Annotated in this window: 17 protein-coding genes and 2 riboswitches; of the genes, 9 read left to right on the top strand and 8 right to left on the bottom strand. The window is 52.9% G+C overall.

Annotated elements, in window-relative coordinates; translation table 11 throughout:
- Window positions 1-146 precede the first annotated feature (146 nt).
- The 5 genes from B5D23_RS09205 to B5D23_RS09185 form a co-directional block, all read right to left on the bottom strand.
- A complete protein-coding gene (locus B5D23_RS09205; RefSeq protein WP_200803647.1) occupies window positions 147-1427 on the bottom strand; it encodes a TRAP transporter large permease in 1281 nt (426 codons plus the stop codon).
- Window positions 1424-1933: a TRAP transporter small permease gene (locus tag B5D23_RS09200; RefSeq protein ID WP_078685136.1), complete on the bottom strand. Its 510-nt coding sequence runs from the start codon at window positions 1931-1933 to the stop codon at window positions 1424-1426. Before B5D23_RS09200 ends, B5D23_RS09205 begins: the two co-directional genes overlap by 4 nt.
- Before the next feature lie 2 nt (window positions 1934-1935).
- Entirely contained in the window at window positions 1936-2937 is a 1002-nt protein-coding gene (dctP, locus tag B5D23_RS09195) for a TRAP transporter substrate-binding protein DctP (protein WP_159445963.1), read from the bottom strand.
- Between the two features lie 12 nt (window positions 2938-2949).
- Window positions 2950-3822, bottom strand: coding sequence for a TRAP transporter TatT component family protein (locus B5D23_RS09190; RefSeq protein ID WP_159445962.1), 873 nt, complete (start codon window positions 3820-3822; stop codon window positions 2950-2952).
- A 163-nt stretch (window positions 3823-3985) separates the two neighbouring features.
- Window positions 3986-5362: an alanine/glycine:cation symporter family protein gene (locus B5D23_RS09185; protein ID WP_078685133.1), complete on the bottom strand. Its 1377-nt coding sequence runs from the start codon at window positions 5360-5362 to the stop codon at window positions 3986-3988.
- Between the two features lie 129 nt (window positions 5363-5491).
- A riboswitch (glycine riboswitch) is annotated at window positions 5492-5580 on the bottom strand.
- A 2-nt stretch (window positions 5581-5582) separates the two neighbouring features.
- A riboswitch (glycine riboswitch) is annotated at window positions 5583-5661 on the bottom strand.
- A 366-nt stretch (window positions 5662-6027) separates the two neighbouring features.
- On the opposite strand from B5D23_RS09185, the gene B5D23_RS09180 reads away from it, so the two are divergent.
- Window positions 6028-8439 carry a methyl-accepting chemotaxis protein gene (locus B5D23_RS09180; RefSeq protein WP_078685132.1) on the top strand — a complete coding sequence of 804 codons (2412 nt, stop codon included), beginning with the start codon at window positions 6028-6030 and terminating at the stop codon, window positions 8437-8439.
- Between the two features lie 640 nt (window positions 8440-9079).
- Complete coding sequence (locus B5D23_RS09170; RefSeq protein ID WP_078685130.1) at window positions 9080-10420, top strand: cyclic 2,3-diphosphoglycerate synthase; 1341 nt, start codon at window positions 9080-9082, stop codon at window positions 10418-10420.
- Window positions 10421-10455: 35 nt separating this feature from the next.
- Here B5D23_RS09170 and B5D23_RS09165 read toward each other — a convergent pair whose 3' ends face one another.
- A complete protein-coding gene (locus tag B5D23_RS09165; RefSeq protein ID WP_078685129.1) occupies window positions 10456-11547 on the bottom strand; it encodes a putative NPN-dependent ornithine cyclodeaminase in 1092 nt (363 codons plus the stop codon).
- Window positions 11548-11732: 185 nt separating this feature from the next.
- Here B5D23_RS09165 and B5D23_RS09160 point away from each other — a divergent pair, with 185 nt between their 5' ends.
- The 3 genes from B5D23_RS09160 to B5D23_RS09150 are packed head-to-tail and all read left to right on the top strand — an operon-like array spanning window position 11733 to window position 14281.
- Complete coding sequence (locus tag B5D23_RS09160) at window positions 11733-12920, top strand: aminotransferase class I/II-fold pyridoxal phosphate-dependent enzyme (protein ID WP_078685128.1); 1188 nt, start codon at window positions 11733-11735, stop codon at window positions 12918-12920.
- A complete protein-coding gene (locus B5D23_RS09155; RefSeq protein WP_078685127.1) occupies window positions 12913-13542 on the top strand; it encodes an alpha/beta fold hydrolase in 630 nt (209 codons plus the stop codon). Before B5D23_RS09160 ends, B5D23_RS09155 begins: the two co-directional genes overlap by 8 nt.
- Window positions 13511-14281, top strand: coding sequence for a methyltransferase domain-containing protein (locus tag B5D23_RS09150; protein ID WP_159445961.1), 771 nt, complete (start codon window positions 13511-13513; stop codon window positions 14279-14281). The genes B5D23_RS09155 and B5D23_RS09150 overlap by 32 nt, the downstream gene beginning before the upstream one ends.
- Window positions 14282-14346: 65 nt before the next feature.
- Here B5D23_RS09150 and bioD read toward each other — a convergent pair whose 3' ends face one another.
- Both bioD and bioA read right to left on the bottom strand, forming a co-directional pair.
- The gene (gene bioD, locus B5D23_RS09145; protein ID WP_078685125.1) at window positions 14347-14982 is read right to left on the bottom strand and encodes a dethiobiotin synthase; all 636 of its coding nucleotides are present in this window, start codon (window positions 14980-14982) and stop codon (window positions 14347-14349) included.
- Complete coding sequence (gene bioA / locus B5D23_RS09140) at window positions 14979-16277, bottom strand: adenosylmethionine--8-amino-7-oxononanoate transaminase (protein WP_078685124.1); 1299 nt, start codon at window positions 16275-16277, stop codon at window positions 14979-14981. The genes bioD and bioA overlap by 4 nt, the downstream gene beginning before the upstream one ends.
- A 167-nt stretch (window positions 16278-16444) precedes the next feature.
- Between bioA and B5D23_RS09135 the strand changes: the two genes are divergently transcribed.
- From B5D23_RS09135 to B5D23_RS09120, 4 genes are all read left to right on the top strand, one after another.
- On the top strand, window positions 16445-16984 hold the full coding sequence (locus tag B5D23_RS09135) for an aminodeoxychorismate/anthranilate synthase component II (RefSeq protein ID WP_144012594.1): 540 nt from the start codon (window positions 16445-16447) through the stop codon (window positions 16982-16984).
- Window positions 16947-18212: a chorismate-binding protein gene (locus B5D23_RS09130; RefSeq protein ID WP_078685122.1), complete on the top strand. Its 1266-nt coding sequence runs from the start codon at window positions 16947-16949 to the stop codon at window positions 18210-18212. The genes B5D23_RS09135 and B5D23_RS09130 overlap by 38 nt, the downstream gene beginning before the upstream one ends.
- Window positions 18209-19027: an aminotransferase class IV gene (locus B5D23_RS09125; protein ID WP_159445960.1), complete on the top strand. Its 819-nt coding sequence runs from the start codon at window positions 18209-18211 to the stop codon at window positions 19025-19027. The genes B5D23_RS09130 and B5D23_RS09125 overlap by 4 nt, the downstream gene beginning before the upstream one ends.
- A gap of 99 nt (window positions 19028-19126) precedes the next feature.
- Window positions 19127-23299 (top strand): DUF748 domain-containing protein, encoded by a 4173-nt coding sequence (locus tag B5D23_RS09120; RefSeq protein WP_078685120.1) that lies wholly within the window; start codon window positions 19127-19129, stop codon window positions 23297-23299.
- Window positions 23300-23383 lie beyond the last annotated feature (84 nt).

Raw genomic sequence — 23383 nt, 5'->3', positions numbered from 1 at the left:
TCAAACTTATTCCTATAACGAAGTGTGAAGTCAAGTCAGGAAATTGGAAAGCCAACACCTGAGAGATACGAATTTTCTTGCAGAGTGCAGAACTTTTCTATGCTTTAGAAAAAAATACGGGTGCCAAAGGATGGCGAAGAACTTCTTCATCCAAGGAGCAAATGAGAGAGGGCTGGGACGTATGTCAGCACCAAAACCGTCAAAAAGAGCAAAAGGAAAAACGGGATGGTGGAGCGGTAAATGGTGAGAATGGAACTTTCGAAGCGATAGCTGGCAATGAACAGATTCATGCCAATGGGTGGAGTGAGGTAGCCAAGCTGCATGTTGGCGAGAAAAATGATGCCCAGATGGATGGGGTCAATGCCATAACTGAGGGCGATGGGAAGCAGGATGGGCACCACAAGGACGAGAGCTGAAAAAATGTCCAGTACCGCGCCGAGCAGAAGCAGGAAGATATTGAGCAGGAGTAAAAAGGCCATGCGAGACTGGATGCTGCCCTGTACGAGAGAAAGTAGCCGTTCCGGGACTCCGGCATCAATGGCTGCATTGGTGGATGCAAAGGAAAAGCCCAGAATAACGAGGATACCTCCAACAAGTAGCATGGAGCGGCGCGTCAGGTCGACCAGCTCCCGAAGGCTGATTTCGCGCAGGAGAAAGACTTCAACAAGGACAACATAGAGCGCGGTAACGGCTGCGGCTTCGGAAATGGCAAAGTAGCCACCATAGATGCCGCCAAAGATGAGGAAGGGGAGCGGAAGTTCCCAGATGGATTCTTTGAGGGCGAGTCCAATGCGCCGAAATGAGAATATTTTGAGTGTGCTTCGGCGGTCCCGGTTGACCCAAAAACTCCAGAGGCACAGAACGCCAACCATGAGCACGCCGGGGATGATGCCTGCCAGAAACATTTGGTCCATTGTGAAGCTTCCGGCGAGGTTGCTTTGCTGAACAATAACGCCATAGAGGATGAGCGGAAGAGAGGGCGCGAACAGCAGGCCAAGGCTTCCAAGGGTCGTGACCAGACCAAGGCTGAAACGTGCCTGATAGCCGCCCTGAATAAGCGCCGGGTGCAGGAGCGCCCCAAGGGCAATAATGGTTACGCCAGAAGCTCCGGTAAAGGCTGTAAAAAAGGCTCCCAGAATAAGGGAGACAATGGCGAGTCCGCCGGGCATCCAGCCGAGCAGGGACTCAGAGAGTCGCATAAGCCGTCCCGGTGCTCCTGATTCGCTCAGGATGTATCCCGCGAAGGTAAACAGCGGAATGGCAAGAAGCACAGGCATTTCAGCAAGGCGGTAGAACTCAATGGGCAGGGCAACAAGCTCAATGCCGTTTGCCGCATAGTTGAGCATGGCGCCAGCGGCTATAACTGCGAAAAGAGGCGCGCCAAAGAGCGCTATGAGTATGAGACCAAGTCCGAGAAGCATCATCATGACGATTGTGGCCTGTGTTGGGCGCAGCAGAGAAGCGCCCGGCTGTGCTTGATGAAAAAGACAAAATAGCGCCACGAAATGGCAGCAAAGCCTGCGGGCAAAATCCACTGCACGGTCCACGCTGGAACGTATCCAAGAATGAGTGAGCCAAATTCTTTTTCGAGCAGGAAGAACTGCAAGGCGTACCACGCAGCCAGCGCCATCACCACTGTGGTGAAGAGGTCTGTTATGACACGGACAAGGAGCATGGCCCGGTAGGGCAGGATGTGTGAGACCACATCAAGAGCGATGTGCTTGTCGTCTCGGCTTGCTGCAACGGCTCCGGCAATGGCAACGGCAAAGAGCAGCAGGCGCAGAAGTTCATCCATCCAGACAAAGCCGCCGCCTGTGGTGTTGCGCAGGGCAATGCGGAGAAAGGACAGGACCAGCATACTTAGGAGCACGAGCACAATGCTCCAGTTTTCTATGCTGCGGCCCAGTCGTTCCAGCGGACGCTTGCGCTCCATGCCTACTGTCCTCCTCGCATGGCGGACAGTTTCTTCTGGATTCTGGCATAAAGCGTGGCGTCAAAGGCTCCCTTGTCTGCAAGGTCCTGCATGACTTTTTCTGTGATACCCCGGATTTTGTTCACATCCTGTGGCGTCAGCTCAACGATGTCCATGCCGCGGGATTTCAGAACCTTGAGCGCTTCGGTGTTGTCATGCGCCGTTCCAGCATCAAAGGCCCGCATAGTGGCATTGAGTTCTTCCCGGACAATGTTCTGGTCTTTAGGACTCAGCTTTGCAAAAGCCTTTTGGGCAATGCCCAGAACGCCAAATGTGTAGGTGATCGGCGTCTTGGTCAGAGCCTTGGTTCGGGTGTGCCACTGCATAACAATTGCTCCCAGAGGGGGCGCTGCAATGATGTCCACGAGTCCTGCCTGCAAACCTGTCAGAACATCGGTGATGGGAAGGGTGACAGGGGCAATGCCAAGAGCATCCATGACGGCGTAGGACATGGTGTCGCCCTGCGGAATCCAGACTTTCTTTTTGCGCAGTCCATCGAGCGTGGTCATTGGTTCATCGCTCATAATGAACGCAGCACCGCCAGCGGCAAAATGGAAGGTCTCAAAGCCTTTACTTTTCAGCTCCTTGTGCAGAATGGGGTCCAGTTCTTTTCTGACAGCATTCATTTCTGCGTCATTCCGATAGATAAATGGCAGGCTGTAAAGCCGCAGGTCAGGGCAGACATCCGAAAGCTGCCCAAAGGTGAACATGCTTCCCTGAAGCTGTCCGATGCGGATTTTGCGCAAAACATTGTTGCCATTTCCCATGACTCCGCCACCAAAGTATTTGATCTGTACACGTTTTTCTGTGCGGAAGGCGATGCGGTCAGCAACGGCCCGCATGTCATTCATCCATGCAGTCCCTTCGGGGGCATTTGAGGCAATCTTGAAGGTCACGGCCTGTGCTGGGAGCGCGAAAATGCAGGTCAGGATGCACAGGGTAAGACACTGGAAAAAGCGGCGCATAAAAGCCTCCATCTAAAAAATATTGGCAGCAGATGCTGCAAGTTCTTTTGCCTGTCTTTGGGCCAGTACATTGAGCAGAGTCAGGCCCGGTTCATGAGGATTGGCTTCGAGAATTTCGGAGATAAGCCTGTCAAAGAGGGGTTTGTCATAGGTCCCTATTGCATAGGATTTGGCATAGGCGAGCTTGGCTCCGAGGTCGCGCCCGGATGAAATGTGGAGTGCCCGGTCAAAGTGTTCTTTTGCCAGCTCTGGTTTGCCTCCAAGAGAAGGCGGACGAAGCATAAGCAGGATGCCAGACCAGACATGTGCGGCACCAGAGGCATAGCGCTCATCCAGGGCGAGCATACGGTCGAGAGCAACCTGAATATTGGGGAGTCTGGTTAGGGCTGCGAGGTCTGTTTTGTGCGCATCAAGCCAGACAAGCTGACCAAGAACATAGGCATAAAGCAGCGGCAAATCGTCGCGGTCCAGAGTTGAGAGGTCCTGAGTAAAATCGTCGAGAGGAGCGTCTGGGGAACTGCGTTTGCCAAGCCGGAGCGACAGGGCCGTGAGTCCGTAGTGCTCTGCCTTGTCTGCGAGCAGGCGCTTTTGTTCTTCGTTTTCGGCAAAGGCGTTTGCATAGAGTGCATAGAGTTTGGTCCCGGAGGCATGGAGTTCTGCATCGTCAGGGTTCTGAGCTATCATGCTGTCGAGTAGAATCATGTAGGCCGGGGCACCTGCTTTGACGATGGCTGGGTCATCTTGCTCCAGGATGGCACCAGAGAGGGAATCGCCAATGCGTGCAGGTCGGAACGGTGAGCAGGCCATCACGAGGAAAAGAACTGGAACGAGCGAGAGAATCGCCCGAGCACCAGCCGTGTGGAAAAACCTGTGTGCTTGCGTCATGAAAAGCCCCTTGCAAAGGAATTGAGAGAGGCACTCAGAATACATGAAAATGAGGAGCAGAGGCAAGGTGCGAAGGGAAAAAGCTGAGCGAGAAGCGCGGAGGGCATAAAAAAGGGAACCCTCACAAGGAAGGTTCCCAAAAGAGATGTGCGATATACAGAATTTATTCTGCGCACAGTGCGTCGTCGTTGCACGCGGCCTTTTTCATGGCGAAGTAGTTGCGGGTTTCGCGAACAACAACACCAGACAGGCCAAGCACACCAATCAGGTTCGGGATAGCCATAAGGCCATTTACGATGTCTGCCAGCACCCAGATTGTTTCGAGCTTAATGAAAGAGCCAGAGGCGATAAGCATGATGAAAACAACCTTGAAAGGCATGATGCCTTTGACACCAACGAGATATTCTGTGCAGCGCTCACCGTAGTAGTTCCATCCAAGGATGGTGGTGAAGGCAAAGAAAATCAGGCCGATGGTGACGGCATACTGGCCGAGCTGTGTTCCCAGACCAAGATTGAATGCTTCGTTGGTCATGGCTGCACCAGCGAGGTTCGGATCGTACAGTGCTCCGGTCATGACCAGAACAATACCGGTCATGGAGCAGATCACGATGGTGTCGAAGAAGGTACCGGTCATGGAAATGAGTCCCTGACGAACGCAGGAATCAGTTCTGGCGGCAGCAGCTGCAATAGGAGCGCTACCAAGGCCGGATTCGTTCGAGAACACACCACGGGCAATACCATTTCGCATTGCCATCATCATGGTGATACCAACTGTTCCACCAAAAGCAGCCTGTGGGTTGAATGCGGATTCAACGATGAGGCTGATTGTGGGGATGATCTGGTCTGCATTCAGCACGAGCACCACAATGGATGCAAGGATGTAGAATACAGCAGCAAAAGGCACGATGCGCTTTGCTGTCTCGGAGATGCGCTTGATTCCGCCAAGGGTAACCATCGTGACCAGAATGGTCAGAACAGCAGCGGTGACGATTTTGGGAAGCCCAAAAGTGCCAGCGCTTGCCTCAGAGATGGCGTTTACCTGAGCGAAGGTTCCGATACCAAGGAATGCGACGCCGATGCCAAAGACGGCAAACATACGGGCAAGAAACTTATTCCCCAAACCGCGTTCGATGTAATACATCGGACCACCAGACATCTGTCCGTTGGCGTCCTTAACGCGGTATTTCACTGCGAGCACGCCCTCAGCGTACTTCGTGGCCATGCCAAAAAAGGCAGCGAGCCACATCCAGAGCAGAGCACCGGGTCCACCCGCCTTCAGGGCAGTGGCAACACCGACGATGTTACCGGTACCGATGGTGGCGGAAAGTGCGGTACACAGCGCTGCAAAGGGTGACACATCACCGCTGTAATGCGAGTTTTTTTCACGTGTGAACACGTACTTGAGGGCCAGAGGCAGTCGCAGGATCTGAATGAGTCCCAGCCGCAGCGTAAGAAATACTCCTGTTCCGAAAAGCAGGAGGAGAAGCGGGGGGCCCCAGACAAATGAGTCAATACGTTCGAGTAGCTGCAAAACGTCCATTTCTGATGTTCCTTCATGGGATACATGGTTAAACAATCAGGAAATGAATGATGCGGCCACTGGAGTGGGAAAGTAATGGGGAAAATACAAGAGAACAGGCACAAGGACGTGCCTTCCTAAAGCTTTTCTCCTCTGTCCTTTTGCCTGAGAGTTTGACCGGGGAGGGGATCTCCCGGTTTGCTCCTTCGGCGCTTCCTTCGTGGAAGTCTCTCCAGAGGCTCGTCAAGTAGCAGTCCTTTTGCCTGAAAGATTTACTTCTTCGGCGCTCCCGCCTGGGGAGTCTCTCCTACTACTGTCATCCGATTTCCGAGTCAGATTTGAGCTATACGCTCGCACTTTTTGCTTTGCAAGAAAAAAGAGAAAAATTTTTCACATAATCTTTTATAGCTTGTTAAAGTTATTGGGAAAAAATCTGCTATCTCTGGCTTTTCCCGGCATCCTCCTCTGTCCTTGTCCCTAAAAGAACTAAAGATAATTTTTACAAAAGCCGATAGGGAAGCCTAGGGGAAATATTCCAATTATTTTGCTTTGTTATTGGACATCCTTTGGTAATGCGATATATAATTTTTTTCAAAAAAAATGCTAATATGTTGTTTCCTAAGGGAAAAGCTCGCATCACGCAGCGCCATAATGCGCTGCACACATCTGAATGAGTGAGGGGTTTCATGAGGCTTAACTTCAATCGGAAGCTTATGCTTGGCATTAGCTTGATTATCATTCCGTTAATCTTGCTTGTTATGCTCATGAATCTGCACGTGGCAAAAAAAGCACTGACACTTGTGGGTTCGGAATTTTTGCGCAACACCGCGCAGGAACTGAAATATGCCGCAAAAATGCGGGATGAATCCTTACAGACCTCGCTCTCAAACGAGATCGTACGGCTCAAAAAAGACACTATGCGGCGAGGGGTATTTGTTCTTGAACCGACCAGAACCCGTACCGTCAACATCACGAATCAGAAAACAGGGCGAAGTGAATCCGCGACTTTTGGCGCGCTCAGCTATGGCGGGCAGGATGTCTTTGAGAACAACCGCTATGTCGACGAAGTCTTTTCTCTTTCTGGTCATCACTGTACAATTTTTCAGGTACTTCCGGGCAAGCTGTTGCGCATTGCTACAAGTATTCGCAAAGCTGACGGGAGTCGGGCTATTGGTACCTACATTCCAGAGTCCAGCCCCGTGTACAAAGCCGTGACAAACGGTCAGACGTACACCGGACGGGCCAAGGTCATTGGGCGCGATTTCCTTACGGCCTATACTCCAGTGCAGGATACAGAAGGGCGCACAAGCGTCGTGCTTTTTGTTGGCATGGAGATTATGGCTCCAAGCCTGCATGACATGATTAATTCCGTTTCTGTAGCCGGAAAGGGCTATGCCTATATTGTGGATGAGTCAGGCAGGTTTGTTGTGCATCCCCGCTCCGAGGGCAAGCGTTTTCAGGATGTGAATCCCAAGGGCTGGGCGGCAATCAAGGCCACTGACACTGGGGAGCTGCACTACACGAGTTCGCAGAACTCCAAACGCGTTGCATTTGTCGAGCATTTCAAGCCTTGGGGCTGGTACATCGTTGTGACGCTCAGCAAAGAGGAGCAGATGCTTGGTGCTGACAGGCAGCTTATATATGCCTCTCTCGGAACTGGAGCTGTGGGGCTGGTTCTCGCCTTATGCGCCTTTGCAATTTTCCTGAGGCGGCAGCTTCAGCCTCTGGAGCAGCTCTCTCACGCAACGCAGGCCATTTCTGAAGGAAATTTGGATGCCAAGTGTCATTATGATGGAAACGATGCCATTGGCACCACGGTCCGATCTGTTCGCAAGATGGTCGTGCAGCTCAAGGACCGTTTGAGTTTTGGTCAAGGTGTCCTTGATGGCATTTCGCTTCCCTGTTCTGTCGTGAACGCCAAGAATGAGATGGTGTTTATTAACCATCAGAAAATGGACCTGATGGAGCGGACCGGGAAGCCTGAGCAGTTTTATGGTAAAAGTTCTGGCGAGTTTTTCTTTTTTGATGCCTCCAAAAAGACGCTTGCCATGAAGTGTATGGAAGCCGGAAAAGTTTTGAGTGCTGACATTAATATGACGACAACCTCCGGCCAGACCTTCGTTATTAATTCAACATGTGCCCCAATGTTTGATCTTGATGGAAACCCTTTTGGGGCGCTTGTGATGTGGTTCGACCTGACTGAAATCAAGCAGAAAGAAGCGCAGATTGTTGAGCAGCGTGATCGCATTGCTGAAGCGGCTCGACTTGCAGACAAGGTGGCAGAGCAGGTCTCGTCTGCCTCTGAGGAGCTGGCTGCGCAGATTGAAGAATCGAACAATGGTATTGAGTTGCAGCAGCAGCGCACCAGTGAGGTTGCGACTGCCATTGAGCAGATGAATGCGTCTGTTCTTGAGGTCGCCCGCAATGCTGGCAATGCCTCCGGGCTTGCTGACGACACCCGGCGGACAGCACAGGATGGATCGCGTCTTGTGACAGAAGTTTCTGCCATTGTTGAGGATGTTTCGTCCTCTGTCGATGAACTCAAGACAGATATGGCAGAGCTTGGCGAGCAGGCAGAAGGTATTGGTACTATCATGGGCGTTATTTCCGACATTGCAGACCAGACAAATCTGCTTGCCCTGAATGCCGCCATTGAGGCTGCGCGTGCCGGTGAAGCTGGTCGCGGGTTTGCCGTCGTCGCTGACGAGGTGCGCAAGCTTGCAGAGAAGACCATGAATGCGACCCGCGAGGTTGGCCGCTATATTGAAAGTATTCAGTCAAGCACGAATAGGAGCATTCGCAGCAGTGCCGAGACCGTTGATGCGGTCAAGGAAAGCACTGTGAGAGTTAAGGACTCTGGTGATGCTCTCAACAGAATTGTTGAGATGGTCGAGTCAAGCGCGGATCAGGTTCGCGCTATTGCAACTGCCGCAGAAGAGCAGTCTTCCGCGAGTGAGCAGATTAACCATTCTACAGAAGAAATTACCACCGTCGCCCACGACAACGCGGAAGCAATGTCTCAGTCTGCTCAGGCTGTCGTTGACCTCGCGAAGCTTGCCGAAGAACTTAAGCAGATTATCTCTGACATGCGTCAGTAAGCATGTTTGTGTTGGATGGATGGTGGATGTTGGTTGGGGGGGATGTTGGTTGGGGGGGATGTTGGGGGTGCTGCCCCCAAACCCCGGCCGGGGCCAGCCCCGGACCCCGCGTAAGGGAATGATTCCCTTACGTATCCTCATCGAGTTTAAAAGCCGTGCAAGCTTCGCTTGCTCGGCTTTTAAACTTGGGTGAGAATGCGATAAGAACGTCTTTCTCTTCTGCGAGTTCGCCACCGTTTTCTTTCTGAACGCTCGCGTTCAGAAAGAAAGGGGGTGAGGCAGAAAAAGGCAGAAGAACACGCAATCGGGAAACGCCACTAGGCCGAAAAAAGGGGCCGGATGAAGGGGAAAGCCAAAGGCTTTCACTCATCCGGCCCCTTTTTTCGGGCGAAAGCGGGATTCCCAAGGGCCTCGTCCTTGGGCGGGGTCAAGGGGCAGCGCCCCTTGCAGAGGTGCGGGGACAGAGTCCCCGCCCACCCCAGCGCCCCTTGCAGGGCTTGGGGCAGCGCCCCAATAAAACACAGCCCGACTTAGCTCCATAAAATGAGTTGTGTACTTGAAAAAGGGTGAGAACTGCGGTTTAGTAGGGGAGCGTTCTGGAATTTCCGAGGTTAACCGGTAGCATCTACAAGAGGTGACCATGATTGAGAAGGTTGTCATAATGGGAGCAGCGGGACGGGATTTCCACAATTTTAATGTCTATTTTCGGGACAATCCGCGCTACCACGTTGTTGCGTTTACTGCTGCCCAGATAGAAGGGATAGAGGGTCGGCGGTATCCAGCGGAGTTGTGTGGTGCGGGGTATCCTGAGGGCATTCCCGTTGTGCCGGAAGGTGAGATTCGAGAAGTTATACGGACGCATAAGGTGGATCTTGTTGCGTTTTCGTATTCTGATGTTCCATACCAGCAGGTGATGCACCGAGCTTCCGAAGTGATGGCAGAGGGTGCAGATTTTATAATGATTGGCGCGAGCTATACAATGCTCAAGTCGAAAAAGCCTGTTGTTGCGGTGTGCGCTGTGCGTACAGGCTGCGGCAAATCGCAGACGACGCGTAAGGTGTGCGAGATTCTGCAAGCGCGGGATAAACGCCCAGTCGTGGTGCGCCACCCAATGCCATATGGGGACATCCCGCAACAGATCGTACAACGCTTTGCGAGCATCGAAGATATTGATCTCCATGATTGCACGGTTGAGGAGCGGGAAGAGTACGAGCCTCTGGTAAGCATGGGCGTCGTAGTCTTCGCAGGCGTGGATTACGGACAAATCCTAGCAGAAGCGGAAAAGGAAGCGGACGTGATTGTGTGGGACGGGGGCAATAATGATACCTCGTTTTATAAGCCTGATGTGCAGATTACGGTCTTTGATCCTCATCGCGCGGGGCATGAACTCCTGTATTATCCGGGCGAAACCAATATGCTACTTGCAGACATCGCAGTCATTAATAAGGTACATACTGCGGAAGTTGAAGGCGTGGAGCAGGTGCGCGCGAATATCCAGAAGGCGAACCCAAAGGCTGAGATTTGCCTTGCTGCATCACCTGTGGACGTGCAGGCGGCTTCACTCATTAAGGATAAGCGAGTGCTGGTTGTTGAGGACGGGCCTACCCTGACTCATGGCGAAATGGGATTTGGTGCTGGCGTGCTGGCTGCCGAGAAATTCCAGGCCGCAGAATGCGTTGATCCGCATCCCTTTGCTCAGGGGGGAATCCGTGATGTTTTTAAAAAGTATCCACATATTGGGGCTGTGCTTCCGGCAATGGGCTATAGCCCAGAGCAGTTGAAAGATCTGGAAGCAACAATAAACGCTGTGGACTGCGATATGGTGCTTTTTGGTACTCCGGCACGACTGGGGCGCTTCCTGGAAATCAAGACGCCATACCAGCATGTGAGCTACGGATATGAAGATACCGAAGAGCCATTCTTGGAAGATATTCTTATGAAGAAACTCCAGCCTGTTCTGAAAGAAAAGCTGGGAGACTAGAAAAAGATGAAAAGGCCGCCAAGAGCGGCCTTTTTTTATATGCCAAGTCCTCGGGCTGTGGTGACAAGAAAGTCCTGAACATTGGTCAGAATGGAGCGGGCAGAGAGGGACCCGCGATTGGCGAGTTTGTTGATGACAAATTCACTCATGTCGACGCTGTAAAAGAAAACCGGCCGAATTTGACCTTCTTTGGTGAATGTATAGCTGGGGGTCATGTTGCCGACGGCGATGGTGTGAAGCTGGGTTGCAAGAGCCATGACTGTGGTTGCTTTCTGAACGATGTTTCGCATGGCATCCTGCGCGGCATAACAGTCCGCATAGACCTCAGGCAGTGGGCCGTCGTCGCGGATTGAGCCTGCAAGGACAAAGGGAATGCCCTTGTCGTGCAGGGCGTTCATGACGCCATTTGTAATGCTGCCGTTGTCGATTGCGGCTTTGATTGAGCCTGCTTTGCGAACAACGTTGAGGGCATCAAGATGATGATAGTGACCGTGCGGAGAAGACTGCTTGGTGTAGATTTCCTGTCCGAGGGCGGTGCGGTAAAGCGAGGCTTCAATGTCGTGCGTTGCAAGGGCATTGCCCGCAAGGAGCGCATCGACAAAGCCTTCCCGGACAAGATGCTCAAGAGCTTCCCGCGAGTCATGGTCAAAGACGACAGCAGGACCCATAACCCAGACGATGGAACCATGCTTCCGCTCATGGCGGAGCAGGCTGTAGAGTTCGTCGTAGTCGATGGAAAAAGAGCTTTCACGAGTCATGCGGGTCCGAAAGGCAAACTGGGCTGTGCTTCCGGGTGGGGCAGGAAATGGTTCGCTGTGAACGTAAATCCCGTCTTCGCCGTTTTCGTGGCGGCCAACGCAAACCATGTCGCCCTGGCGCAGGCGCCGAGGTTCGACAACGGAGAGCGCTCCGTCGAGGTTGACCACAACGCAGTCCATGCGAGAACATACAGGCAAAGACCACTGCCCTTGGTTCGTCTGGAAATATTCAGGGAAAATAGATGTTGCGTGAAAGTCGTCAGGGGCGACGCCATCACATGGAGCGGGTTCAAAGCGGGCGCACGGAGCGTTTTTGAACGTCGGCAAAGAAAAGTCTGGCTCCTGATAGCGCGGCAAAGAAAAAGACATACAACCTCCTTTGACTTGTGCAGTGCGGGGCTGCGAAAAAGGCGCTGCAAAAAAAGGGACTCTGTGTCACTGTGAGGCAGTTCTAAGAAAAGTGCAAGGCAGTGGAATTGTTTTCATGATCGCATGTATGACCAAAAAAGTCGGATTGCGAACAACGTCAAATTGGAGTAGCTCTTCGTCCTGCTATGAAAAAGAAACTGTTTTGGGAAAAGTATTGCTCTTCCGAGCTTGCACAGCTTCGAGACTCGTCTGCACTCCGGGAGCTTCCACCTGTGGAAGATGGGGCAGACCTGAGACTTCGGTTCGATGGCAAAGAGTTGTTGAACCTTGCCACGAATAACTATCTGGGGCTTTCCACACACCCCGCGGTGTGCGATGCAGCCTCTCGTGCAGCTCGTGAACAGGGGACAGGCAGCGGAGCCTCGCGCATTGTCACGGGGAATTCTTCTCTGTACGAAAAGCTGGAGCGGGAGATTGCCAGCTTTTTGGGAACAGAATCAGCGCTCGTCATTGGCTCTGGCTACGCTGCAAATCTTTCATGGCTTGGAGCACTGGCCGGACGAAACACTGTGGTGTTTTCGGACCGCCTGAATCATGCGAGCATTGTTGATGGCATCCAGTTGTCGCGGGCAAAGCATGTGCGGTACCGCCATTGCGACATGAAACACCTTGCGGACTTGCTGGAGAAGCACCGCGATGTGGAACAGAAAATTTTGGTCACGGATTCCGTGTTTAGCATGGATGGTGACTGTGCGCCGCTTCGGGAGATTGTGGACCTGTGCGAAGAGCATGGGGTTCTGCTGGCCCTTGATGAAGCTCATGCCTCAGGAATCTGGGGTGAAGGTCGTGGCCTTGCTCATGCTCTGGGCCTTGCTGATGCCGTCGACATCCATATGGGAACGATGAGTAAGGCATGGGGCGGTTATGGGGCATACGTTGCAGCACGCGCTGACATTGTTGCTCTTGTCCGAAACCGGGGCCGTGGATTTGTTTTTTCAACGTCCCTGCCGCCGTCAGTTATTGCAGGCAATTTTGCCGCACTCTTCCGCATTCGCCAAAACCCGAATGAAGGCCAACGCCTTTTGGGTATGGCACAGGAACTGCGCGAGGTGCTTGGCAAGCTTGGATTTGAGACTGGCGGTTCCGAAACTCAGATTATCCCTGTGCTGATGGGACGCAATGAGGATGCGCTTTTTGCGAGAGATTTCCTTTTGACCAAAGGCGTTTTCGTGTCTGCAATCCGGCCACCGACAGTTCCGGCAGGAACCGCACGGCTGAGACTTTCGCTTCGTGCTGACATGGTGCAGGAGGATCTTGAACTGGTGAAATCCGCGTTTACAGAGCTTGCAAAGGAAATTCAGAGCCATGAATAGGCTGACATTTGTCTCGGGCTGGGCTGGGCACCCGGATTTGTTTCCGCGTCTGAGTCAGGCTGCACAGTTCCTTCATCCCTTTGTTTTGCAGACTCCAGAAGAGATTCAGGACGCACTGCGCGCAGGCGAGGGGGAAATGCTTGTGGGTTGGTCCACGGGGGCACATCTTGTGCTCAAGGATTTGCCAGAGTTGAGCAAGCGCTATGAACAGATTGTGCTTATTGCACCGTTTTATCAGTACACGCGATGCCTGTACCGAAGCACAGTGCTGAAGATGATTGAAAATTTTGACAAGAATCCCGTGCGAACTGTGCGGGCCTTCTATCGGACCTGTGGCGTGCGGGGTGCGGATGCTTCATGGTGCGATGCGTATCGTGACGAACTGCGCGCAGGACTAGAATTTTTGCTGGATTCAGAGGCCGTGTTTGCACCAGACAAAGAGTACCCTCATGTGCTGGTACTGGCAGGGCTTTCTGATCAGATTGTGCCCGTTTCTGAGGCTGTAGAAATCGCAGGCAAATTGCCTCGGGCACAGTACCGGGCGCTGACAACTGGGCATTATGTCCCAGAAGAGGAATTAGAGAAAAGTGTTGAGGAAGCCACTGGTCGCTCGCTCTTTTAGTCGAGCTGGAGCGCACTATCGTGAGGCTGCAAAGGTGCAGCGCAAAGTCGCACAGGACTGTGCTGCCAATGTCCCTGCCGGAGAGTATGACCGGGTCATCGAACTCGGTGCGGGGCAGGGGCTGCTTGCCCAGTACCTGCATGGCCGTATTTCGTGGAAGCAGTACCTTGGGCTGGACATTGCCGAGGGGATGCTCCGTGAAGCTCCGGACCGTGCGGGAAATGAGCTTGCAGTTGTGGCGGATGGTGAAGAATTGCCCTTGCCGGAAGGCTGCACAGATCTGCTGCTGAGTTCGTCAATGTTCCAGTGGTATCGAGATCCAGCGCATTCACTGCCAGCAAATTTGCGTTTGCTGCGGCCCGGTGGCGTGTTTTCTTTTGCCATGTTTGTTTCGGGAACACTTTCCGAGCTTGCGGCTGTGAGTGAACATACGGGCTTTGGCCGTGTTCTGCCCATGCGAGATGAGCAGGAATATCTGTGGAGTATCTCTGGGACGCCGGGCATTCGGTGCTCTGAGCTGGTCTGGGAGGTGCAGGAAAGCTATGCTTCTGCGCGGGACATGCTTCGGCAGCTCAAGCAGTGTGGCTTTACGGGAGCTGGAGCAGGAAGAGCTTTTCCTCGTGAGCAGTACCTGCGCTTTTTGCAGGAGTACAGCCGACACTATTCTCAGCCAGACGGGAGTGTTCGCGCAACGTGGCGAGTTCTTTTTGTGTGGGGCGAGCGAAAGCCAGAAGAATAGGCAAAGAGAAATTTTAAAGAAAAAACGGCGCAGTCAGGAGATGATCCTGTGCGCCGTTTTGTGCGTTATGCAAAAGCGTTGGCAAATGCTGCGGCAAGTGCGTGGGGGCTGAGTTCGAGTTGTTCGACCTGAGCCAGAACAGGAACTTGTCCGTATTCTTCGATGGCCTCTGCATTTTCCGGATGCCGTGGGCCATTGAGAACGACACCCGCAATGGGAATGTCGCTGGCTCGGAGCGCATGCAGGGTCAGCAGGGTGTGATTGATGGTTCCAAGGCCTGAACGGGCGACGACAAGCGCCGGGAGTTCGAGTTTTTTGACAAGATCAATGGTCAGGACTCCGGGGGCAAGAGGAACCAGAATGCCACCAGCACCTTCGACCACAAGCGGCGTTTCTGCTGGAAGTGAGGTGAAACTCGTGGGCAGCTGGATTGTGTCCAGATCAATGCGTACCCCGTCGCGAACCGCAGCCTCGTGCGGAGAGAGCGGCTCAGTGAGCCGGTAGCTTTCTGGCAAAAAGTGTTCGTCAGAAAGGCCCGTGAGTTCCTGCACAGTTTTCGTGTCGGAATCAATTTCGCAGCCACTTTGGACAGGTTTCCAGTAGTGGGCCTTGAGTCCAAGGGTCAGCAGAGCGCTGATGACTGTTTTCCCCGCGTCGGTGTCTGTGCCTGTGACAAAAATGCGGTGTGGGAGTGTGCTCATCCAAAAAACCTCGAATCTGATACCGCTTCACAGACCGCAGCGCAGAGCTTGGACAAGTCTTCCGGGCTGATGATGTACGGCGGCATGATGTACACAAGTTTGCCAAAGGGACGAATCCAGACGCCTTTGTCCACAAAGAATTTTTGCAGACGGGCCATGTCCACAGCCTTGTGCGTTTCCACGACGCCAATGGCACCAAGGGCGCGAACATCGGCAACCGTAGGCATAAAGCTACAGGGGGCAAGTTCTTCCCGGAGCTGTTTCTCAATGGCGAGAACGCGTTTTTGCCATGGCGTCTTTTCCAAAAGGGAAAGGCTGGCATTGGCAACGCTACAGGCAAGGGGATTTCCCATAAATGTTGGGCCGTGCATGAGGACGGGCAGACTGCCTTCTGAAATACCGCGAGCAACTTTTTCGTTGGCAAGGGTTGCGGCCATGCTCATCATGCCGCCAGTCAGAGCCTTGCCTACACACATGATGTCTGGTTCAATTCCTGCGTGCTCGCAGGCAAAGAGCTTGCCACTGCGTCCAAAACCTGTGGCGATTTCGTCTGCGATGAGCAGAATATCGTTCTCATCGCAGAGTTCGCGCACCCGGCGCAGATAGTCTGGCGAATAGAAGCGCATTCCGCCTGCACCCTGTACAACAGGTTCCAGAATGAGAGCTGCAATGTGGTCGTGATGGGAGAATATTTGTGCCTTGAGTGCATCAAGGTCGTCTTCGGTACACGCTTCGTCAAATCTGGGGCGGGGAGCCGGGGCAAAATAGTGCTTTGGCAGGACGCGCGAAAAGACGCTGTGCATGCCGTTGACCGGGTCGCAGACGCTCATGGGCTGGAAGGTGTCGCCGTGGTAGCCACCGCAGACCGTGAGTAGGGAACTGCGTTCTGGTTTGCCCTGAGAAATCCAGTACTGAAAGGCCATTTTAATGGCGACTTCGACAGAAACGGAGCCGGAGTCACTATAAAACACGTACTGTAGTGATTCTGGAGTCATGCGGACAAGCTTTTCCGCCAGCTCAACTGCTGGGCGGTGCGTGATGCCGCCAAACATGACGTGGGACATTTTTTCGGCCTGAGAACTCAGGGCCTGCACGAGTGCTGGGTGAGAGTAACCATGAATGGCTGCCCACCAGGAACTCATCCCGTCAATAAGTTCCTCTCCTGTTTCCAGCGTGAGGCGAACGCCTTGTGCGGAACGGACCGGATAGACCGGCAGGGGGGCTTTGAGCGAAGTGTATGGGTGCCAGATATGCGTCTGGTCAAAATCAAGTAGTGATTGCAAATCGTCGAGCATGACGTGACTCCTTTTGGGCTGTGCCCGTCATGGTTGTGGGCGATGCAGGGCGATATGTCAACAGCCTTGTCTGGATGGCACTTTGTTGAAAAATGAAATAATTTTATGTTCGTACAGTCTGTTTTTATGGCTTGGTGCGGGCACGTGTGAATATGGAGTTCGACAGAGTGAAGATTCTTCTTCTTGATAACTACGACAGTTTTACGCGAAATCTGGAGCATCTGCTTGCAGTTTCGCTGAATACTCGGCCAAGGATTGTGCCGTACTCTGCGATTGCGCAGGAGCAGCCAGAGCCGTGGGACATGATTGTGCTTTCGCCGGGACCGGGACGACCAGAAGAGTATCCCGGGTATGAGCGTTTCCTTGATTCGGGCACGCCCGTGCTCGGCATCTGCCTTGGTATGCAGATTATTAATGTCCACTTTGGGGGAAAGGTTTCCCGACTTGCGGGCTGTGTGCATGGCGTTGCGGATCGGATTGTCTGGCAGGGGGGCGAAACAGACGTCGCCCGCTATCATTCGCTGTATGCTGCAAAGCCTGCCCCTGAGCTTTTGGTGACGGCAAAAAACGCGGATGGTGTCCCCATGATTCTTGAACATCCAACGCGTCCTGTTCTTGGCTTCCAGTTCCATCCAGAATCGTTTTTGACCACTGACGGAGGAAAGTTCATTGAATACGCCTGTTCGTATTTCGCACGTTTCGCATGAGGATTTTGTGCGCTTTGCTGCATGGCTGGTGCGTGAGCGTCAGGCGGATGCGTTCCTGTCTCACCCAGAGCCGAAGCATGGTGAAACGTGTTGGGTTGGGGTGGACGTTTGTGCAGAATGCCCTTTGCCTCAGGGGACGCCTCGCGAGAGTGTTTCGGCATTTCTTTTTGATACGCCCGGCACTGCTCTTGGCTGTGTGCCGTATGAATTTGGCCTGCCTCAGTGGGACATAAAGAGTACCAAGCCTCAGGCTGCACCAGATGGATGTTTTCGAAAGTATCGTCTGCTTGTGGTCTATGACTGTGTCACTGGCGAGCTGTGCGCTGAGGGGGATGAGGTCCTCGCTCGGGAGCTTTTGGAAAAGGGGGACTGGCGACACGTTTCTCCTCCTGATGCCGTGTGCTGCGCAAAAGATCTTGAGGCGTCAATGGGTGCCACAGCGTATGAGAATGGGGTTCGAGAGACTCTGGAGCGCATCAAGGCTGGGCAGGTCTATCAGCTCTGTCTGTCCTCGGCCTACGAAACAGTTTTGGACGCGTGCGATCCCGTTTCACTCTTTTTTGCCCTGTGGCAGGAGTGCCCGGCGCAGTATTATGCGTATTTTCATCTTGGGGAAGAGCGGGTCATAAGCTCTTCTCCAGAACGATTTTTGAGCGTTCGCGATGGTAATGTTTTGTCTCAGCCTATTAAGGGAACGCTGGCTTTTGAGGAGTACAGCCCAGAGCTGGACCGGCTGGTGACGGATTCGCCCAAGGAAAGTGCCGAGCTGTCCATGATTGTGGACCTGATTCGCAACGATATTTCTGCCAACTGTGAATACGGCTCTGTGCAGGTGGATGGGCACAAGTCCACGTTTGTCGTGGACTCGCTTATCCAGATGTATAGTAATGTGCGGGGGCGGCTCCGTCCTGACCGCAGTTGCTGGGATCTTTTTTATGATGCCTTTCCCGGTGGCTCTGTCACGGGCTGTCCCAAGCGTTCTGCAATGCACTGCATTGAGGAACTGGAACCACATTCCAGAGGTGTTTACTGTGGCAGTATGGTGCTGATTCGGGATAAAAAGACAATGGAATCCAGTATCATCATACGCACAGCTCTCTATAACACCCAGTCCAACCGTTTTGTTTTTCATGCAGGCAGTGGTATTGTTGTTGCATCTGAACCAGAGGCGGAACATCAGGAAACACTGGCAAAAGCAGAAAAATTCTTTCAGGTGGTTCAAGAGTGATTTTTTATGATGGGCACAATTTTGTTGATGGCGGGCTGTCGCTTCCTGTAGACGGCGCAGCATTTCGCTATGGAATTTCTTTTTTTGAAACGCTGCTGTGGGATGGGGACCATGTGTGTCAGCTTGAAGCACACTGTGCCCGTATCCATGCCAGTCTGCGTACATTTGGCTATGCGTATGATGCTCCAGACTATGCGCAGCTTTTGACTGAACTCGCAAAGCGAAACGGGTTTGGGGGCAAGAGCGGACGCCTTAATATTATTTATGCCGTCCGCGAGGGACTTGGTGTGACGCAGACCATGCGGCCTGTTTTGACCATTGCTCCTTACACGATTGCGCCAGCAGAAACAGTGCAGAAGCTGTGTTTTTGCCCTCAGGTCCATCAAAGTTGGCTCGCAGCACACAAGACGGCAAATTACCTGCCGTACATTCATGCTCATCAGCAGGCCAATGCAGCAGGATTTGACGATGCCATTTTGTTGACTGCTGATGGATACGTTTTGGAAAGTTCGTCGTCTGCCCTGTGTTTTTTTGACGGCGAGCAGTACATAAGCCCGCTTGCCCCGCCAGAGTCTGGGGCCGCAATCCTTCCTTCAACAGCGCTCGCCTCTGTGCGGGACATGCTGCATCCTGTTTTTCGTCCGGTGCATCGCTCTGAGCTGGCGAATTTTCAGCATGTCTATGTGCTGAATTCGTTGCGTGCGATGTTGGCCGTGTCTCAGATTGAAGGACACGACTTTGCCATTGATGTGACGCCCTGTGCTCCTGCGAGGGCATTCATCCACTCCCCAGACCAGAATTTTCTTCTCGACTAAGGGTTCTCCCTGCAAGTATGGCGCATTGCGCCCCCTTTGTGCTATCCTTTTGATGGATCATTTTCTTATGCTGCATGCTGTTTTTAAAGCGCGGAGGCTATGGTGAAGAACGGTGTATTTCAGAGCTGGAAAAGCTTGCGTCGCCTGCATAAAATTCTTTTGGTGTCTTTGCTGTGCTTTGTGGTGTACGTGCTGGTGGGCTTTTTTGTCGTGCCGCCAGTGACGCGCTCTGTTGTGGAATCACAGCTCACCAAGGCCCTGAATCGTCCTGTTACCCTTGAAAAGGTGCGTTTTAATCCTTTGACTCTGCATACGCAGGCAGAGGGGCTGGACATCAAGGAACCATCAGGGGACACAACCTTTGTGTCTTTGGGAATGCTTGATTTAGACATTGCGTGGCTCTCAGTTCCCAAGCTGGCGCTGGTGGTGCAGACCTTGCGTTTGGTCGATCCCTATGCACGCATTGTGGTTGATGGGGAGCAGAGTAATTTTGCAGACCTGCTTGTTTCTGATGCTCCAGAGGAGCCAAAGGAAGCTTCTGGGCCTCCGCCGCTCGTCATTCATACAATTGAGATTGAGGGGGGAAGCGCAGACATAGACGACCGTGTACATGGGGTTGAAAACAGTCTGCGAAAGCTCCACCTGTTTATTCCTTTTGTGTCGAGCCTCGAAAAAGACAGACAAACATTTGTGCGCCCAGAGTTGTCTGGTGTGCTCAATAATGAACCGTTTCGACTGGATGGAAATACTCGTCCCTTTGACCCTGCGCTGACTTCGCGTTTTGTGATTGATCTTACTCAGGTCGATTTGCCGTATTATCGAAAGTACATTCCATACACCACGCCGCTTGAATTGACGCGGGGCAAGCTTGATTGCCGTATTGCTGTTGATTTTGAGTTTTCGGAAGAAACGCTTCCGGCCATCATCGTGAGCGGAACTGCCAACGTGAAGGACTTGGCATGGCAGGAAAAGGGCAAGGATATGGTCGGACTGTCTTCGCTGGACCTCCAGATTGATCGGCTGGACTTGCGCCGGAATGTTGCCCGAATCCGTAAGTTTGGGGTTGATGGGCCTTTTGTGAACCTTGTGCGAAATGCTGATGGAACGCTGAACGTTCAGAGCTGGACACCGGAGCAGCCTGCTCCGGTTGCCAAAACGAAAAGTGATGATTCGGTAAAGCAGAAGACAAAAGCGCAGCCAAAGGCAGAAATAGATGCTCAGCCAGAGCCAAAAAAAGAGGCTCCAATCGCTCCGGAGCAAAAGCCAGAGCCGCAGACTTCGCTTTCTCTGACGTCGAGTGCTTTTGCAGCCGAGGCCGAAACTGCCCCTGCTGCCGCTCCTGAGAATCCTCAGCATTCAGCCAAAAAGGCCGGACCATCCAAAGCTGGACCGTCAAAGGCTGGGCCGCCAGCAAAAGCAAGGGCGAAGGGTGTACCAGCCTCAGAGGCTGAAAAAGCAAAAGATGTTGTCACGAATTCTGAAGTGACTGCGAAATCTCCAAGCCCTGCGAAGTCGGCTGGAACTGCCGAGGAGGCTCCGCAAGAGAACCCGGTTGCCCCTGCTGAAACGCAAGGTGGAGCAGCAGAGCCGGAGGATAGTGCGGAGGCCCAGGCTTTCCGCGTGATACTGAATGATTTTTCGGTAACGAATGGGCAAATTTCGTTTACTGACCTTGCTATGGGGAAGTTTACGAAAAAGATTTCACCTCTCGCCATTCACGTGACCGATCTTGATACGAAAAAGGGCCACCTCACCCCGATCAAGGTGAATTTTGGTTCTCCCAAGGGAGAATATTTTGAGCTGAACGCGTCTGCTGACGTGGGTGAGCTGACGCACAGCGGAACCGTGACGTTGCGGGGGCTGAATATTCCTGACTATGCGCCGTATTTGAAAGCGGCAGTGCCTTTGACCATAAGCAAGGGTATTTTGGGTGCGCAGGCTTCTTGGTCCGGTGGGACAGACCCCAATTCCATTCGCATCAAGGACGCAGGGGTCACGCTTTCTGATCTGCTCATAAAAGATCCCAAGGGCAAGACCACTCTGATTCAGTCAAAGACTCTTGCTGCAAAGGGGGCGAAAGTGAGCCTCAAGGCTCAGCAGGCATCCATTGCAGAGTTGCTTGTTCAGGGGCTGGATGCTCGCCTGACGCAGACAAAGCAGGGCATTGATCTGGTGAATTATTTTGTGCCACCTGCGGGGAAGGGGAAAAAGAGCGCTTCCGCGTCTTCGTCATCTTCCAGCAGCGGTTTGCCGTGGAAAGCAACGCTGGGCGTGTTGCAGCTTAAGGATTGTGCCGTAAAGTTTCGCGATGCGGCGCTCATGCGGCCAACGGATGTGGCGCTGAGCAAAATTTCTGGCACCGTGAAAGGCATTTCTGCGGCTATGGATGCTCCGCTTGATTTTTCCATACGTGCAACGGCCATGCGGGGTGGAAGTATTGAAGCCGCAGGGCAAGGCACTGTCAGCCCGCTCAAGTTTGCAGGCAATGCACAAATCAAGAATTTGTCGCTTGCAGCCCTAACAGGATACCTGCACGAAAACGTGGATATGGATGTCGCGGGAGGTCGACTGTTTGTCACAGGCGACTGGTCCTTTACTCAGACAGACAAAACCAATGCGACATTTACGGGGGCAGCGACTCTGTCGCGTCTGCGCCTGCGTGATGGGCAGACCCGTGAGCGCTTTGCGAGCCTTGGCAAGCTTGATGTACGGGATGTCGATTTTCGGCTTCTGCCGCTTCGGGTTGATATTTCCAAGATTGAAATCAAAGACCCAAACGTGAAAATTGAGCGGGAAAAAGATGGGCGCATCAATCTTGCCCGGATGGCGGGTAAACCTGCTCCTCCGGCAAGTGATCGCCTGAACGTAAAAGAGCTTGCTCCTGACGTGGACCTCAAGGACGAGCTTCATGTCTATAAAACGGCTCCGGGGCAGGATGCTCTTGAGGCAGAGTTTGCGGCAGAACGACGCGCACGGCAGAAGAAGACAGAGCGACCGGCTCAGAGCACAGGTGCTGTGCTGAAGGCTCCTGCTCAGACCGATGAACTTGATTCTGCCGCAGTGGAGGTCCCAACGGGATCGATGCCGCCTGTGACCATCAATGAAATCGTGCTTTCAGGCGGTGAAATCGCTTTTGAAGACAAGACGATTAGCCCGAGCTACGCGACTGCACTGCATGAAGCAGAGGGAAATATCACGGGCTTTTCGACTGTGGCTGAAGCTCCTGCTGAAATCGTTGTGAACGCGCGGCTTGGTGTGGGCGCTCCGCTGAATGTCTCCGGCTCCATAACGCCTTTTGGCTCAGAATTTAAAACCAAGCTGAACATCAAGGTTCAGGGGGCAGAAATGCCGCCTGTTTCGCCATATACACTGGAGACCATTGCGTATCCCTTTGCGACTGGAAAGCTGACTGCGGATATTGACGTGGAGCTGACAGGGCCGAACATCAAGATTGAAAATAACATGCTCTTTACCAATCTTGATGTAGGAAGCAGAGTGGATAATCCTGATGCCATCAGTTTGCCCATGCAGCTGATTCTTTCGCTTTTGCGTGGGCCTAGTGGGGATATTGATTTGAATATCCCGGTGAGTGGTCGGCTCGATGACCCGCACTTTAGCCTTGGGCGAACCTTCCTCAAAACTTTGTTCAACCTGCTCTTTAAGGTTGTGACCTCGCCGCTGACGGTTTTGGGCAGTATGTTTGGTGGAGGCGAAGCTGCAAACGTGGTGGCCTTTGATCCGGGATCATCATTCCTGAATCCTACGGCGATAACCAAGCTTTCGGCTTTGGCCAAGGCCATGACTGCCAAGCAGTCAATGAAACTGGAACTGGCGGGCTATGCTGATCCCAAGATTGACAAGGCCTCTTTGGGCAATGCAACGATTCGTGAAGCCGTCCGCCACGAAAAGTATCTGGAGCTTCAGGAGCAGGGAAAGGCCCCGGCTTCGGAGCTTGAGGTCAAGGTGAATGAAGACGAGTATCCCAAATTCCTGCGCATTGCGTACGAAAAGGCACCGTTTGCCAAACCCGGATTCCTTGGCATTGACTCTGAGCAGCCTGTCGAAAAAATGGAAGAGCTGTTCAAGGAACATGCGAACAGACCGGGCGCATTGAACGAACTGGCATTCCGCCGAGGTGAGGCTGTCTTGCGCTACCTCAGAGTCGAAGGAAAGATTGATCCGGGGCGGCTCTTTATGAAAAAGCCTGCGGCCATTGATAAGGCTCCGGTCAAAAACGGTACAGGGAATGTTGTTGTGCTGGATACGAACTAGAGTTGGCACACACAGAAGAAATATAGCCCCGTGGCAGAAATGCTGCGGGGCTTTTTTGCGGAGAAAAAAGGCCCCCCGGCAGAA

It is taken from the genome of Desulfobaculum bizertense DSM 18034 (genome assembly GCF_900167065.1).
In the GTDB taxonomy this organism is placed as follows: Bacteria; Desulfobacterota; Desulfovibrionia; order Desulfovibrionales; family Desulfovibrionaceae; genus Desulfobaculum; species Desulfobaculum bizertense.
Note: the sequence above shows the minus strand (reverse complement) of the source record. Positions and strands in the feature narration are given on the sequence as shown.